Annotated in this window: 14 protein-coding genes; 8 read left to right on the top strand and 6 right to left on the bottom strand. The window is 69.9% G+C overall.

The window, feature by feature from the left end; all coding sequences use genetic code 11:
* Positions 1 to 34 precede the first annotated feature (34 nt).
* The 4 genes from LQ938_RS13230 (at position 35) to LQ938_RS13215 (ending at position 5,163) form a co-directional block, all read left to right on the top strand.
* A complete protein-coding gene (locus tag LQ938_RS13230) occupies positions 35 to 1,270 on the top strand; it encodes an MFS transporter (RefSeq protein WP_223722600.1) in 1,236 nt (411 codons plus the stop codon).
* Positions 1,267 to 2,163, top strand: a complete 897-nt coding sequence (locus LQ938_RS13225; RefSeq protein WP_223722601.1) for an MBL fold metallo-hydrolase — start codon at positions 1,267 to 1,269, stop codon at positions 2,161 to 2,163. The genes LQ938_RS13230 and LQ938_RS13225 overlap by 4 nt, the downstream gene beginning before the upstream one ends.
* A gap of 321 nt (positions 2,164 to 2,484) precedes the next feature.
* Positions 2,485 to 3,534: a fumarylacetoacetate hydrolase family protein gene (locus tag LQ938_RS13220; protein ID WP_223722602.1), complete on the top strand. Its 1,050-nt coding sequence runs from the start codon at positions 2,485 to 2,487 to the stop codon at positions 3,532 to 3,534.
* A gap of 705 nt (positions 3,535 to 4,239) precedes the next feature.
* Positions 4,240 to 5,163, top strand: a complete 924-nt coding sequence (locus tag LQ938_RS13215) for a methyltransferase family protein (protein WP_223722603.1) — start codon at positions 4,240 to 4,242, stop codon at positions 5,161 to 5,163.
* A gap of 55 nt (positions 5,164 to 5,218) precedes the next feature.
* Here the strand turns inward: LQ938_RS13215 and LQ938_RS13210 are convergent, their stop codons facing one another.
* A complete protein-coding gene (locus tag LQ938_RS13210) occupies positions 5,219 to 6,031 on the bottom strand; it encodes a shikimate 5-dehydrogenase (RefSeq protein ID WP_223722604.1) in 813 nt (270 codons plus the stop codon).
* A gap of 163 nt (positions 6,032 to 6,194) precedes the next feature.
* Here LQ938_RS13210 and LQ938_RS13205 point away from each other — a divergent pair, with 163 nt between their 5' ends.
* Positions 6,195 to 7,625, top strand: a complete 1,431-nt coding sequence (locus LQ938_RS13205; protein ID WP_223722605.1) for a GH1 family beta-glucosidase — start codon at positions 6,195 to 6,197, stop codon at positions 7,623 to 7,625.
* Positions 7,626 to 7,707: 82 nt separating this feature from the next.
* On the opposite strand, the gene LQ938_RS13200 is transcribed toward LQ938_RS13205, so the two are convergent.
* The gene (locus LQ938_RS13200) at positions 7,708 to 8,784 is read right to left on the bottom strand and encodes an alkene reductase (protein ID WP_223722606.1); all 1,077 of its coding nucleotides are present in this window, start codon (positions 8,782 to 8,784) and stop codon (positions 7,708 to 7,710) included.
* 151 nt (positions 8,785 to 8,935) lie between these two features.
* Complete coding sequence (locus LQ938_RS13195) at positions 8,936 to 9,121, bottom strand: hypothetical protein (protein ID WP_223722607.1); 186 nt, start codon at positions 9,119 to 9,121, stop codon at positions 8,936 to 8,938.
* Between the two features lie 152 nt (positions 9,122 to 9,273).
* Here LQ938_RS13195 and LQ938_RS13190 point away from each other — a divergent pair, with 152 nt between their 5' ends.
* Both LQ938_RS13190 and LQ938_RS13185 read left to right on the top strand, forming a co-directional pair.
* On the top strand, positions 9,274 to 9,627 hold the full coding sequence (locus LQ938_RS13190) for a DUF7882 family protein (protein WP_223722608.1): 354 nt from the start codon (positions 9,274 to 9,276) through the stop codon (positions 9,625 to 9,627).
* A gap of 84 nt (positions 9,628 to 9,711) precedes the next feature.
* Positions 9,712 to 10,158 carry a MarR family winged helix-turn-helix transcriptional regulator gene (locus tag LQ938_RS13185; protein ID WP_223722609.1) on the top strand — a complete coding sequence of 149 codons (447 nt, stop codon included), beginning with the start codon at positions 9,712 to 9,714 and terminating at the stop codon, positions 10,156 to 10,158.
* Between the two features lie 59 nt (positions 10,159 to 10,217).
* Here LQ938_RS13185 and LQ938_RS13180 read toward each other — a convergent pair whose 3' ends face one another.
* Positions 10,218 to 10,514: a DUF7882 family protein gene (locus tag LQ938_RS13180; protein ID WP_223722610.1), complete on the bottom strand. Its 297-nt coding sequence runs from the start codon at positions 10,512 to 10,514 to the stop codon at positions 10,218 to 10,220.
* A gap of 185 nt (positions 10,515 to 10,699) precedes the next feature.
* Here LQ938_RS13180 and LQ938_RS13175 point away from each other — a divergent pair, with 185 nt between their 5' ends.
* Positions 10,700 to 11,080: a hypothetical protein gene (locus LQ938_RS13175; protein WP_223722611.1), complete on the top strand. Its 381-nt coding sequence runs from the start codon at positions 10,700 to 10,702 to the stop codon at positions 11,078 to 11,080.
* Between the two features lie 9 nt (positions 11,081 to 11,089).
* Here the strand turns inward: LQ938_RS13175 and LQ938_RS13170 are convergent, their stop codons facing one another.
* Entirely contained in the window at positions 11,090 to 12,856 is a 1,767-nt protein-coding gene (locus LQ938_RS13170; RefSeq protein WP_223722612.1) for an MDR family MFS transporter, read from the bottom strand.
* Positions 12,853 to 13,497 carry a TetR/AcrR family transcriptional regulator gene (locus LQ938_RS13165; RefSeq protein ID WP_223722613.1) on the bottom strand — a complete coding sequence of 215 codons (645 nt, stop codon included), beginning with the start codon at positions 13,495 to 13,497 and terminating at the stop codon, positions 12,853 to 12,855. The genes LQ938_RS13170 and LQ938_RS13165 overlap by 4 nt, the downstream gene beginning before the upstream one ends.
* Positions 13,498 to 13,571: the final 74 nt, after the last annotated feature.

The following is a 13,571-nucleotide window of genomic DNA, read 5'->3' as shown; positions in this document are numbered from 1 at the left end:
CCGCCGAAAGCGCTCTGTCGAAAGAGATATGCCGATGACCCACGCCGTGACCTCCGACGTCCAGAAGGCTGCGCCGGCCACCGGCGAGTTCCGCCGCAGCTGGCCCACCCTGATCTTCAGCACGATCGGCGCGGGCGTTGGCCTGAGCTCGCTCGGCTACATCCTCGGCACACTGGTCGTGCCGCTCCAGACGGAATTCGGATGGGGAAGAGGCGAGATCAACCTCGCCTCGCTCGTGAGCTCCCTCGGACTTGCCGCGGCCCTGCCCTTCGTCGGTCGCTTCCTCGACCGTTTCGGGGTGAAGCGCGTCGTGATGGTGTCGGTTCCGCTCTTCGTCATCGCGATGATCCTGCTCAGCACACTCACCTCGAGCCTCGCGACCTTCCTCTCCTTCTACGCGGTCGCCGGAATCCTCGGCGCCGGCACCTCCGCGGTGACCTACTCGAAGGCCGTCGTGGAGAAGTTCGACAGGCGGCGCGGCATCGCCCTCGGGATCGTCGCCGGCGGGTTGGGTGCGGCCGGACTCGTGCTGCCACCGCTCATGGGTGTCGTCATCGCCGACAGCGGATGGCGCGCGGCCTACCTGGTCATGGCGCTCCTGGCCGCGCTGCCCTTCGTCCTGGTGTTCTTCGCCCGGCTGACGCCGCCGTCGGCCGTCGCCGCGGTGGACCGTTCCACGCTCCCCGGTCTCACGCTTCGCCTCGCCATCCGGCGCCGTGAGTTCTGGAGCCTGTGCGTCGTGTTCTTCCTGCTCGGCTGGGCGCTGCTGACGATGATCCCGCACTTTGTGCCGCTGCTCATCGACTCGGGCGTCGACCCCGTGCAGGCGGCCTTCCTCTCATCGCTCGTGGGTGCCGGCACCGTGATCGCGCGCCCCGTGATCGGCTGGCTGTTCGATCGCTTCTACGCGACCTACGTCGCCGTGCCGCTCTTCCTCGCCGCCGCGCTCGGCTGTCTGCTGCTGCTCTGGGCCGGCCCCGGCGCGGCACCGCTGACCGCGCTCCTGATCGGAATCGGGTTCGGCGCCGAGATCGACCTCATGTCGTACCTCAGCTCGCGCTACTTCGGGCCCCGGGCCTTCGGTGCGCTGTACAGCCTCGTCTACAGCGTGTTCATGATCGGCAGCGCCTTCGGGCCGGTGTTCGCCGGCTTCGCCTTCGACGGCACGGGCAGTTACACCATCCCGCTCATCCTCGCCGCGGTCATGATGGGCGTCGCCGCCGTCATCCTCTTGACCCTGCCGCGCTTCTCGCGGGCAGACGTCCGATGACCTCCGCCCCCGAGCTGCAGCAGCTCGCGAGCGGCGTGTGGGCCTACATCCAGCCCGACGGCGGCTGGATGATCAACAACACGGGCCTCGTCGCAGGGCCCTACGGCGCCACGAGTATCGACGCGACATCGACCGAGAAGCGGATGCGGGCCTACCTGCGGGCCGTCGAAGGTGCGACGGACGCGCCGGTGCGCCGGATCGTGCTGACCCACTCGCATCCCGATCACTGCAACGGGGCATCGCTGCTGCCGGATGCGGAGATCGTCGCGCATCGCTCGGTCGCCGACGACCTCCGGCGGTCGCACGCGCTGGCGCCGCACATCTTCTCGCCCTTCGACCAGGGCGCGGTCAGCCCGCGGCTGCCGACGATCCTCTTTGGCGACGCCCTCACGATCGACGAGGGCGGGCACCGGCTCGAGGTGCGGCATCCGGGCGGACCCGCGCACACGACCGGCGATGCCTACGTCTGGCTTCCCGAGGACGGCGTGCTGTTCACCGGCGACCTCGTCTTCCACGGTGGAACGCCGTTCGCGCTGTCGGGTTCGCCCGCGGGGTGGCTCCGGGCGCTCGAACAGCTCGCGGCGCTCGAGCCCGAAACGGTCGTGCCCGGACACGGTGCGGTCGGGGGCCCGGAGCTTCTCGCCCCGGTGGCCGACTACCTCCGCTTTCTGCTCGACGCAGCGGAGTCCGCGCACCGTGCCGGGCTGTCGGCCGCGGAGGCCGCGCGCGGACTGGACCTCGGGCCGTTCGGCGCGCTCGCCGAGCGCGAGCGGATCGTCGGCAACCTGCACCGCGCGCTCGCCGAGCTCGACGGCACCGAACCCGACGTTCCCGCCGCGTGGCAGGACATGTACGAATACAACGGGTCGCAGCCGCTCGACTGTCACGCCTGATGGTTGACGCGCCGGGTGGGCTTTGGCGGCGTGTTGCCGCCGGCCCGCGGCGCGGGGCTGGCTGGCCCGCCGGCGCGGGCTGTGATGCCGGCCTGCGGGCGTACCCGGCTCTGGCTCTCCGGCCTCGCCGCTGGCACTCCGGTCCTGCCGCTGGCACTCCGGCTCCGGAGTTGGCACTCCGGCCCTGCCGCTGGCTCTCGGGTTCTGCCGCTGGCTCTCGGGTTCTGCCGCTGGCTCTCCGGTCCTGCCGCTGGCTCTCCGGCTCCGGCCGTTGGCCCGGCCACGCATCGTAAATCGCCCCCGAATGATTGGATCCCTCCCATGAGAATCGCGCGCTGGACGCACCACGGAGTCACCGCCGAAGGCTTCGTCATCGACGATCGAGTCGTCCCCTTCCCGGACGGTGGAACCGTCGCCGCTCTGCTGGCGGCGGGGCTCGGCGCGGCGCACGAGACGTACGCTCGCGTGCGCGACGGGCGGGCCGATGACGCGGGGGGCTTTGGTGTGGGTGGTGATGACGCGGGCGGCGATAAGAGGGGCGGCGATAACGGGCGCCCTGATGACGAGGTAGCGCTCACGGAGGTGACGTTGCTTCCGCCGCTCGTTCCCGCATCCATCCGCGACTTCGTCGCCTTCGAGGAGCACGTGGAAGGGGTGTCGGCGGGCGTCGAGGGCAAGAGCGACGTGCCCGACGAGTGGTACCAGGCTCCGACGTTCTACTTCACGAACCCGCATACGGTGCTCGCCGACGGCGAGGATCTCCGTCCCCCGGTCACCGAGCGGTTGGATTTCGAACTCGAGCTCGCCGCGGTGATCGGCGGCGGAGCGGGCGAGGCGAACCTCACGGCGGCGGAGGCGGCATCCGCCATCTTCGGCTACACGATCATGAACGACTGGTCGGCTCGCGATCTGCAGGCGCGGGAGATGAAGGTGCGGCTGGGGCCTGCGAAGGGCAAGGACTTCGGCACCGTGCTGGGTCCGTGGATCGTGACGGCCGACGAGTTCGATGAATTTCTCGATGCGGACGGGTTTCTGGGCATTCGCGCGGAGGCGCGCGTGAACGGTGAATTGATCGGGGAGGACCTGATCTCGAACATGGGCTGGCCGTTCGCGGAGCTCGTCGCCTACGCGTCACGTAACTCGCGGGTCGTGCCGGGCGATGTGCTCGGGTCGGGCACCGTCGGCAACGGCGGTTGCCTCGGCGAGCTGTGGGGCCGAAACGGCGGCTTGACGCCGCCGCCGCTCCGGGAGGGCGACGAGGTCGCGATGACGATCGAGGGCATCGGGCGGCTCGTCAACCGCGTCGGCGCCGCCGTTCCGGCTCCCGCGCTGCCGCCCGCCCGCCCGCGCACCCGCACCCGCACCCGCTGAGCGGCGCCCGCGGGCCCGCGCCCGCCGGCCCGCGCCCGCCGGCCCGCGCTCGCCATCCCGCGCGCCCGACGGCGCGCGCCCGCCGGCCCGCGCTCGCCGGCCCGCGCTCGCCATCCCGCGCGCCCGACGGCGCGAGCCCGCTGCGGGCTCGCGCCGCCCGCAGGCGCCCTGCCGGGCCGGCTCCCCGGTGTGATGGCTCCGCAGTTGTCGGATTCAACGCGCGGGATGCGCCTCATCGGCCTCATCTGTGATCATCAGCCCCAGCGGTCCGACGACTGCGGAGTAGCCGGGCTCCTCGGCGGGCATCTGCCGGGCGTTGGCGGGGTGCCTGCCGGGTGCTCGCGCGTGCCCGCAGGCGCCGGGCCGGGTCGGCTCCCCGGGGTGTTGGCTCCGCAGTTGTCGGATTCAACGCGCGGGGTGCGCCTCATTCGCCTCATCTGTGATCATCAGCCCCAGCGGTCCGACGACTGCGGAGTAGCCGGGCTCCTCGGCGGGCATCTGCCGGGCGTTGGCGGGGTGCCTGCCGGGTGCTCGCGCGTGCCCGCAGACGCCCTGCCGACCCCCCTCCCTGGGGTGATGGCTCCGCAGTTGTCGGATTCGACGCACGGGGCGCGCCTCATCCGCCTCATCTGTCATCACCAGCCCCACGCGTCCGACGACTGCGGAGCCACTCGGGGCCTGGGCGGGCGGTGTTACTGTGCCGACATGGTGTGGGGGGGCGCGTACTTCGCGGTGCAGGCGGTCGCCGGCGCCGGGTGGTGGCTCGCGGTGTTCCTCGTCCCGGCGGTGCGACGCGCGACCCTCGGCGGCCTCGACCCGCTGCTCGTGGCCGCCTTCGACGTTCCGCTTTTCGTCGCCGGCTCGGTGCTGGCGGCATGCGGCATCAGTGCCGCAGCTATCATCGCGACGCTGTGGAGTGCGATCGTCGCCGTGCTCCTGGTCGGCTACGCGACGATGACCGGAACGGCCGGATGGGGTGCCGTGCTCATGATCGCGGCGGCGGTCGCATCGGCACTCGCGCTCGGGCTGGTGCTGTGGGGGAGAGTCCCGACGCATTGGCTGCTCAACGGTCCGTTCCGCTTCCGGGCGGCGGATCGCGGGGCACCTGTTTACCGCCACATGGCGGCAACGGGGCTGCAGATTCTCGTCTTCTGGGGGCTGGCGCTCGGAGTGGTACCGGCGATCATCCGGTGGTTCGAGGTGAGGTGGCGGGTCGACGTGCCGGTCCCGGCTGTGGTGGTGATCGCCGGAGCCGTGGTCTTCGTCGCCGCAAGCGCGCTCGGGATCTGGTCGGCGGTTGTCATGTCGACTCTCGGGAGGGGGACCCCGCTGCCCGCGGCGATGGCGAGCGATCTCGTCGTGCGTGGTCCGTACCGATTCGTCCGCAACCCGATGGCTCTGGCCGGCATCGTCCAGGGAGCCGCGGTGGGTCTCATGCTGTCGTCGTGGCTGGTGGTGGTCTACGCCGTGTGCGGCTCGCTGGTGTGGAACTACGCCATCCGCCCGCTCGAGGAACGCGACCTCGAGGAACGGTTCGGCGACGACTTCCGGCGGTACCGGTCAGCGGTGCGCTGTTGGTGTCCGCGGTGGCGGCCGGTCGCGGCGACCGTCGCCGCGGGCATCACCTGAGGGGCATCACCTGCGACGCGTCACCTGGGGCGCATCGCGTGCGACGCCGCACCCGTCACGCGCGGGAGAAGGCGGATGCGGCGGCGATCTGCTCGGGGGTCGGCGTCACTCCCGTGTAGCGGCTGAACTGCCGGGCCGCTTGCAGGGCGATCACTTCGGCGCCCGTGATGACTGCGACGCCGTGCGCGCGTGCTGCCCGGATGAGCGGAGTCTCGGACGGGAACGCGACGACGTCGAAGACCGTGTGCGCAGCGGCGATGTGCGAGGAGGGAAAGGCGAGGGCGTCCGCATCCGCCCCGCTCATCCCGAGCGGCGTGACGTTGACGATCACGTCGGCACCGGGCGCGGGAATCTCGGTGACGGCGCGGAACCCGTACTGGTCGGCGAGGCGGGCGCCGGCCGCAGTGTTGCGGGCGAGCACGGTCAGATCGCGGAAGCCGGCGCCCGCGAAGGCCGCGACGACCGCCTTCGCCATTCCGCCCGAACCTCGCACCAGCACGGAGGCGCCGGGGTCGACGGCGTGCTCGGCGAGGAGCTGGGCGACGGCTTCGTAGTCGGTGTTGGATGCCGTCAGACGGCCGTTCGCGTTCACGATCGTGTTGACCGATTGGATGGCGGCGGCCGACGACTCGATCTCGTCGACCAGGGCGAGCACGTCTTCCTTGAACGGCATCGACACCGAGCAGCCCCGGATGCCGAGGGCCCTTATGCCGCCGATCGCTCCGGCGATGTCGTCGGTGGTGAACGCCTTATAGATGAAGTTCAGCCCGAGTTCGTCGTACAGATAGTTGTGGAAACGGGTGCCGATGTTCGACGGCCGTGCGGCCAGCGAGATGCACAGGGTCATGTCTTTGTTGAGGATCGGCATGGTCCCATTCTCCGACGGCGGATGCGGTCTCGTGACGGTCCGACGCCGTTCGAGAGGGTGATGGAAGCGCTCCCACGTCAATCCGTTACGGTGGGATGACGGCACGGACCGGTCGATCCTCCGACCCCCGCGCGCGATCGAGCAGCGAAGCGGAGCGAACGGCATGAGCGCAGGAAACCCGGACTACCGCGACAGCGGACTCGTCTTCCCGAAGGGCTTCACCTTCGGATCGGCGACCGCGTCGTACCAGGTCGAAGGTGCGGCCGCCGAGGACGGTCGGCTTCCCTCGATCTGGGACACGTTCAGCAGAACGCCCGGCAAGGTCTGGGACGGCGACACGGGTGATGTCGCGTGCGACCACTACCACCGGTGGGAATCGGATCTCGACCTCATGGCCGAGCTCGGGCTAGACGCCTACCGGTTCTCGATCGCCTGGCCGCGCATCGTGCCGACCGGCACCGGCGAGGTGAACCAGGCCGGACTCGACTTCTACTCGCGGCTCGTCGACGGGCTGCGCGAGCGCGGCATCCGCCCCGTGGCGACGCTCTACCACTGGGACCTTCCGCAGCCCCTCGAGGATGCGGGCGGCTGGCCCGTGCGGGCGACCGCCGACGCCTTCGAGCGCTACGCGGAGATCGTCGGGTCAGCGCTGGGAGACCGCATCCACACCTGGACGACCCTGAACGAGCCGTGGTGCTCCGCCTACCTCGGCTACGGTCAGGGTGGGCATGCGCCCGGGCGGCACGAGCCGGCCGCGGCGCTCGCCGCGGTGCACCATCTGAACCTCGCGCACGGTCGCGCGGTGCAGGCGCTGCGGGCGACTTCGACGGGCTCGCCGGAGTACTCGGTGACGCTCAACTTCCACGTGCCGCGGGGCGAGGGGCCGGATGCGGCCGAGGCCGTCCGCCGCGTCGACGCGCTGGCGAACCGTGCCTTCACGGGCCCGATGCTGAAGGGTGCCTACCCGGACGACCTCATCGCCGACACGGCGGCGGTGACCGACTGGTCTTTCGTCCGCGAGGGCGACCTGACCGCGATCGCGCAGCCGATCGACGTGCTCGGCGTGAACTACTACTCGACCGTCACGGTGCGGATGTGGGACGGCGTCTCGCCCCGGGAAACGCACGACGGGCACAAGGGTGCGCCGGAGGGTACCGCGTGGCCGGGTAGCAGCGACGTGGTCGAGTTCCTCGAGCAGCCCGGTCCGCACACGTCGATGGGGTGGAACATCGCGCCCGAGGCGCTCGAGCAGCTGCTCGGTTCGCTCGGGGAGCAGTTGCCGGGGCTGCCGTTGATGGTCACCGAGAACGGTGCGGCGTTCGATGACGCGGTGACGGACGACGGCCGCATCCGCGACGAGGAGCGCACCGACTTCTTGCGTCGCCACCTGACGGCCGCGCACCGGGCCCTCGCGGCGGGTGTCGACCTGCGGGGGTACTTCGTGTGGTCGCTGCTCGACAACTTCGAATGGGGCTACGGCTATGCCAAGCGGTTCGGAATCGTGCGGGTCGACTTCGATTCGCAGGAGCGCACGGTGAAGGACAGCGGGCTCTGGTTCCGCGAGCTCGCGGCGACAGGCGTGCTGCCGAGGTAGCGAAACGGGATCTGCGCGCCGAGACCGCGGGGTAACCCCTCCGTCTCGGCGCGAAGATCCCGTCTCGCGATGCGGGTGGGGGTCAGACCCGCGCGAGCGTCGGGTAGTCGATGTATCCCTCGCCGGTCGGGCCGTAGAACGTGCCGGGGTTCGGCGTGTTCTCCTCGGCATCGTGGCGCCAGCGCTCGATGAGGTCGGGGTTCGCGATCGCGGCGCGGCCGACCGCCACCGCATCCACGACGCCCTCGGTGATCAGCGCGGATGCCTCGTCGCGGGTGGTCTGCGAGCTGAAGCCCGAGTTGCCGATCACAAGAGTGCCGGAATCGCGACGGATCGCCTGCACGAGCTCGCCGCGCAGGTCGGCGTGCAGGATGTCGACGAATGCGATGCCCAGCGGCGCGATTCCGGCCGCGAGAGCCGCGTACGTCGCCGCCGTCTCGGCGGGGTCGCTGTCCACGACGCCCTGGATGTTGTGCTCGGGGGAGAGGCGGATGCCGGTGCGGTCGGCGCCGACGGCCTCGGCAACCGCGGTGACGACCTCGATCGCGAGCCGCGCGCGACCCTCCGGAGTGCGGCCGTAGGCGTCGTCGCGCTGGTTCGAGCTCGGCGCGAGGAACTGCTGGATCAGGTACCCGTTCGCACCGTGCACCTCGACGGCGTCGAACCCCGCCTCGATCGCGCGGCGTGCGGCATCCGCGAATCCGCGCACGACGTCGGGGAGCTCGTCGATCTCGAGAGCGTGCGCGACGGGGTGGTCGGCCTTGCCCGACGGGATGCGGACCTCGCCCGGCGCAGCGAGCGCGCTGGCTGAGACGACGCGCCCGGTGCCGGTGATCTCGGGGTGGGAGATGCGTCCGCCGTGCATGATCTGCAGGGCGATCCGTCCGCCGGCGGCGTGCACGGCGTCGGTCACGCGCTTCCAGCCCGCGACCTGCGCATCCGTTTCGATGCCGGGCTGGCCGATCCAGGTGCGGCCTTCGCGCACGGGGTAGGTGCCTTCGGTGATGATGAGGCCAAGGCCGGCGCGCTGCTGATAGTGCTCGACGAGAAGGTCGCCGGGCACGCCGTCCTCACCGGCGCGCAGGCGCGTGAGGGGCGCCATGGCAACGCGATTCGCGAGTCGGGTTCGGCCGAGGGTCAGGGGTTCGAAAATGTCCACCCCAGACCCAGCACCGCGGGGAGGCTGTGCATTCCCGTGAGTTCTTCGAGGAGGTGGTGAGGCCGCGCGGTCGCCGCGCCGTGAGTGCGCCGGGCGAGTGACCCCGCGCCGCGAGGCCGGCGGGCGAGTCACCCCGCCCGCCGCTACGCGGTCACTCGACGCGACGGAGGTGCGCGCCGTGGAGTGGCGGCGGCGCGGTCCACACCGCGGTGACCGCAGGGATGTCGGCGATGAGAACGCGCGCGAAAGACGGTCGCGACGAGCCATCCAGGGCGTACCCGCGGGGAAGATCGTCGACGAGTTGGCCCGCGCGGGGGCCACCATCGAGCACGTACATGCCGCGAATATAGCCGAACGGAATTTTTCCTCGGCGAGGGGTTGCGGTGCGTGAGGCGGCATGTTCCGGCGCGCGTTGCGCGGCCGGGCGGGGTGAGCTATGAATATATCGCTCAGCTAACTACTCACCATTTCAGCGCAGACGGAGGAGCGATGGGGAGCTTGTATTACGGCGACGACCGCGATCCGATCGAGATCGAGGATCGCCTGCTCGCGCACGTGAAGGTCGTGGTGGCGACGAAGCTCCGCCGCAACGAGAGCTTCACGCTCTCCTGGCGGCACGCATCCGGAAACTCCGGTCGCAGCACCATCTGGATCCAGCCCTCCATCCCCCTTCGATTCGTGTTCGATTCCGCGGAAGCCGAGTCCCTCGACTCCGAGCTGTTGACCACGCTTGCGGCGTCGGCCAACTCGTCCGGGGGCATGAGCCTCACGCTCGAGCACGAGGCTGCGGCCGCCGAGCAGAACCCCGCCGGCACTCAGCAGAAACCCACGGCGGCCGCATAAAGACATCGCCTCCGTGCACCGGCTAACGTTTAGGGCACTGCGCTCCCGACGCCCGTAGGGATGCGGTGGTGAAGGGACGTAACGATGGCGGAAATCGACGCGAGGACGCGCGCATCCCAGGCGATGGAGCGACTACGGCTGGCCGAGGCCAGCCTGTCCCGGCGTCGACAGACCCAGTGCGGTCCGAGCGAGAACGCGCGCGCCGCCATGCGACTCATCCTCGAGCGAGCGGATGCGGGCGAGAGCGTGACTCCGCGCGCCATCTCCGCTCACCTCGGGGTGTCGCCGGCCGCCGTCACCGGCATCCTCGACAAGCTCCACGCGGGCGGCATGATCTCCTTCGCGCAGAACCCCGAAGATCGCCGGAGCAAGCTCGTCGTGCCGTTCGACCGGTCGGTGGATGCGGACGACCTCGACCCGCTCACCGCCCGCGTGCGGGAGATGGCGAGCGACCTCGATCCGAAGGTCGCCACCGCTGTCGCCGAGTTCCTCGAGCAGATCGTCGACTCGGTCGACCTCGAGTGCCGCTGAGGCGCCGAGTCCGCTGAGACGCCGAGGTCGCTGACGCCAGAGGGCGCCGCGATGCTGCGTCAGGCCGCCGGCTCCGTGCCGAGCGTCAGCCCGTGCGGCCCGTTCGCATCGGTCATGAGCTCGTCGAGCCACTCCCGATTGAGCGACGGACTCCGGCTGCCGTAGAACGACAGCACCAGCGAGATCGCGGGGTGGATCCATACGCTCCGGATACCCATGTTCTGGGGGTCCGGAAGGTGCAGCAAGAACGGCTCCCCACGCCGCAACTTGTTCATCAGGATCACTCGCAGATGCGCGAGCGCACGGTCTTCAATATCGAACGACTGCGCACCGGCGTCGTAAAGCAACTGTCCCACGGATGCAGCCTAACTGCCGACTTGCCTTAACTATCGGTGCTTAACCGGGTTAATCAGTTGGCCGAGAAATTGCATGCCCTGCGAGAAGTGGATGAGCTTTAGCAGATCCGGCGGTGCGCCGCCAGTCCGGGGTGCGCGGATGGTGTCGAGGGGACACTGATTTTCGAACTCGAATGACCCGCCGAATGGAGCACCCGCTGATGCACGCGATCGTGAATCGTCCCGATGTCGACTCGCTGCCGCCGACCGAACCCATCACGCTTCCTCTCATCGACGACGCGGCCGTTCGACGCGCCCGCGCCGTGTGGGTCGAGGTCGAACCGGGCCTTCACGTGGCGAACACATCGTTCACCTTCGTCGGAACGGTGACCGACACGGGCGCCGGCTTCGCCACGATGGACGGAGCCGGACGCCCGCGCGGCACCTTCGTCACGCTCGGCGCGGCCAAGGGTGCTCTCGAGGAGTGCACCCCGGCGCGCTCCCGCCCCGACGACGTCGCGATCGCCCGCACGAGCCGTGCCTGGCGCTCCGCATCCGCTCACGGAAATCTCGCGCCCGCCGTCTGAGCGCGGGCGTTAAGGTCGCGCCGCGTCGCTCCCGCCGGCGCTACTCCCGCCGGCTCCGTCGGTCGCCCGACTCTCGCCCGCATCCGCAGAACCCGCGCCCGCATCCGCAGATCCCGCATCCGCAGATCCCGCATCCGCAGAGCCCGAGCCCTTCCGCGGCGGGGTTCCGCGCTGAGCGGCCTCGAGGCGTTCGGCCTCTTCGCCGCCGACGGCTTCGCCCCGGGCGACCAGGCCCGCGACGTCCGACAGCGGGATCTGCTTGAGGAACAGGGCGAGCAGGAACGCCACCGCGATGAACGGAACCAGGTACCAGAACACCGGGGCCAGCGCATCGGCGTAGGCCGAGACCACGCCCTCCCGCACCGAGTCCGGCAACTGGCTCAGCGTCGCGGGGTCGATCGTCGCGGTGGCGTCTGCGGCGTCGGATGCGGACGCCCCCGCCCCCGTGAAGACGCCCTGCAGGTTCTGGGTCAGGCGGCTCGTGAACAGCGCGCCGAACACGGCCGTGCCCAGCGCCGCACCCACCTCGCGGAAGTAGTTGTTCGAGCTGGTCGCCGTGCCGAGGTCGGCGGCGGGAACGGCGTTCTGAACGACGAGCACGACGACCTGCATGATCAGGCCGAGCCCGGCACCGAAGAAGAACAGGTACACGCAGATCAGCCAGATGGGCGTGGATGCGGCCAGCGACGTCATCGCGACCATGGCGGCGCCCGTGAGCAGGGTGCCGATGATCGGGAACATCTTGTACTTGCCGGTGCGGCTGATCGCTATTCCGGAGGCGATCGACGTGCCCATGAGGCCGACCATCATCGGCAGCATGAGGAGTCCGGACTCGGCGGCCGAGGTGCCCGAGGACATCTGCAGGAACGTCGGGATGAAGCCGATGGCGGCGAACATTCCGATTCCGAGCACGAGACCGATTGCCGTGGCGTTGACGAAGATGGGGTTGCGGAAGAGGTGCAACGGCATGATCGGGTCGTCGGCGCGCGACTCCACGAAGATGAACAGCGCGACGGCGACCGCCATCCCGAGGCCCCACGTCCAGGTGGTCATGGAGGTCCAGCCGATCTCGCTGTCGCCGCCGAAGTCCGTGAACATGATCAGGCAGGTCGTCGCGACCGACAGCAGCACGACGCCGAGCCAGTCGATGCGTTTCACCGCTCGTTTGTTCGGCAGTTTGAGGGCCACCAGCGCGATGATGAACGCGGCGAGTCCGACCGGGATATTGATGTAGAACGCCCACTGCCACGTCAGGTGGTCGACGAAGAATCCGCCGAGGAGCGGACCGGCGACGGCCGACAGGCCGAAGACGCCGCCGAGCGGGCCGAGGTACTTGCCGCGCTCCGAGGCCGGCACGATGTCGGCGATGATGGCCTGTGACAGGATCATCAGCCCGCCGCCGCCGAGTCCCTGGATCGCGCGGAAGACGACGAACATCCAGAAGTCGGTGGCGAACGCGCAACCGATGGAGGCGAGGGTGAAGATCGCGATCGCGACCAGGAAGAGCCGGCGCCGGCCGAGCACGTCACCGAACTTGCCGTAGATCGGCATCACGATGGTCGTGGCCAGGATGTAGGCGGTCGTGATCCAGACCTGGTGCTCGACGCCGCCCAGCTGGCCGACGATCGTCGGCATCGCGGTGGAGACGATCGTCTGATCGAGGCTCGAAAGCAGCATCCCCGCGATCAGCGCGGAAAAGATGATCCAGATGCGGCGTTGCGTCAGCAGCATCGGCGCGTTCGCCGCGGGGGCGGTGCGCGTGGGGGCGGTGGTCATGCGGGGCCTTCCGGGAGGAGATTCTGAGAACGCAGCAGCTGTCGTGCGGCGTCGAGGTGGGTGCGGTAGAGGTCGGCGAAGGGGCGATCGTGACCGCCGTTGAGGAACGCGTGCACGGTCGACCGGCCGATCGTGCCCACGACCTGCGCCGCGATCGATGCGCGGAGGTCGCCCTCGGGGAGCCCCTCCCGCTGTTCGATGAGCGAGGCATCCGCACGCTCGATCGCGGCGCCGTGGTCGAGTAGGCGGGGGAGGAGGCGCGGCTCGCGGTCGACCGCGGCGAGGAGTTCCGCGAACGTGTCGGGGGCGAGATCCATCACGGACCAGCGTTCGATCGAGAGGGTCGCAAGGTCATCGAGGAGCGTCGCGCTCAGGTCGGGGCTCTCCGGGTCGCCGCCGGCGAGGAATGCGGCGACCGCCGCCTCGTCGTTGCGCAGCAGCGTGACCCCGAGGACGGCGTCTTCTTTCGAGGCGAAGTAGTTGAAGAAGGTGCGGCGAGACACGCCCGCGGCCTCGCAGACCTCTTCCACGGTGAAGCCATGGAGGCCCATCTCGGCGGTGCGCCGCCGAGCATCGCGGATGAGCGCGTGCCCGGTTTCCGCTCGTCGCCGCTCGCGAAGTGAATCTGCACTCTGTTGCACGAAGTGCAGTATTGCACTCCTTGGCAGATAGTGCACATCGACGTGCGGCGCGCGCCGTGACGACGGATGCGGCG

Source organism: Microbacterium sp. cx-55, assembly GCF_021117345.1.
Lineage (GTDB): Bacteria > Actinomycetota > Actinomycetes > Actinomycetales > Microbacteriaceae > Microbacterium.
This window is presented reverse-complemented; position numbering and strand designations above follow the sequence as displayed.

Coding starts and splice junctions, on each gene's coding strand:
- LQ938_RS13230 (WP_223722600.1), top strand. CDS start 35: ATGACCCACGCCGTGACCTCCGACGTCCAGAAGGCTGCGCCGGCCACC.
- LQ938_RS13225 (WP_223722601.1), top strand. CDS start 1,267: ATGACCTCCGCCCCCGAGCTGCAGCAGCTCGCGAGCGGCGTGTGGGCC.
- LQ938_RS13220 (WP_223722602.1), top strand. CDS start 2,485: ATGAGAATCGCGCGCTGGACGCACCACGGAGTCACCGCCGAAGGCTTC.
- LQ938_RS13215 (WP_223722603.1), top strand. CDS start 4,240: ATGGTGTGGGGGGGCGCGTACTTCGCGGTGCAGGCGGTCGCCGGCGCC.
- LQ938_RS13210 (WP_223722604.1), bottom strand. CDS start 6,031: ATGCCGATCCTCAACAAAGACATGACCCTGTGCATCTCGCTGGCCGCA.
- LQ938_RS13205 (WP_223722605.1), top strand. CDS start 6,195: ATGAGCGCAGGAAACCCGGACTACCGCGACAGCGGACTCGTCTTCCCG.
- LQ938_RS13195 (WP_223722607.1), bottom strand. CDS start 9,121: ATGTACGTGCTCGATGGTGGCCCCCGCGCGGGCCAACTCGTCGACGAT.
- LQ938_RS13190 (WP_223722608.1), top strand. CDS start 9,274: ATGGGGAGCTTGTATTACGGCGACGACCGCGATCCGATCGAGATCGAG.
- LQ938_RS13185 (WP_223722609.1), top strand. CDS start 9,712: ATGGCGGAAATCGACGCGAGGACGCGCGCATCCCAGGCGATGGAGCGA.
- LQ938_RS13175 (WP_223722611.1), top strand. CDS start 10,700: ATGGAGCACCCGCTGATGCACGCGATCGTGAATCGTCCCGATGTCGAC.
- LQ938_RS13170 (WP_223722612.1), bottom strand. CDS start 12,856: ATGACCACCGCCCCCACGCGCACCGCCCCCGCGGCGAACGCGCCGATG.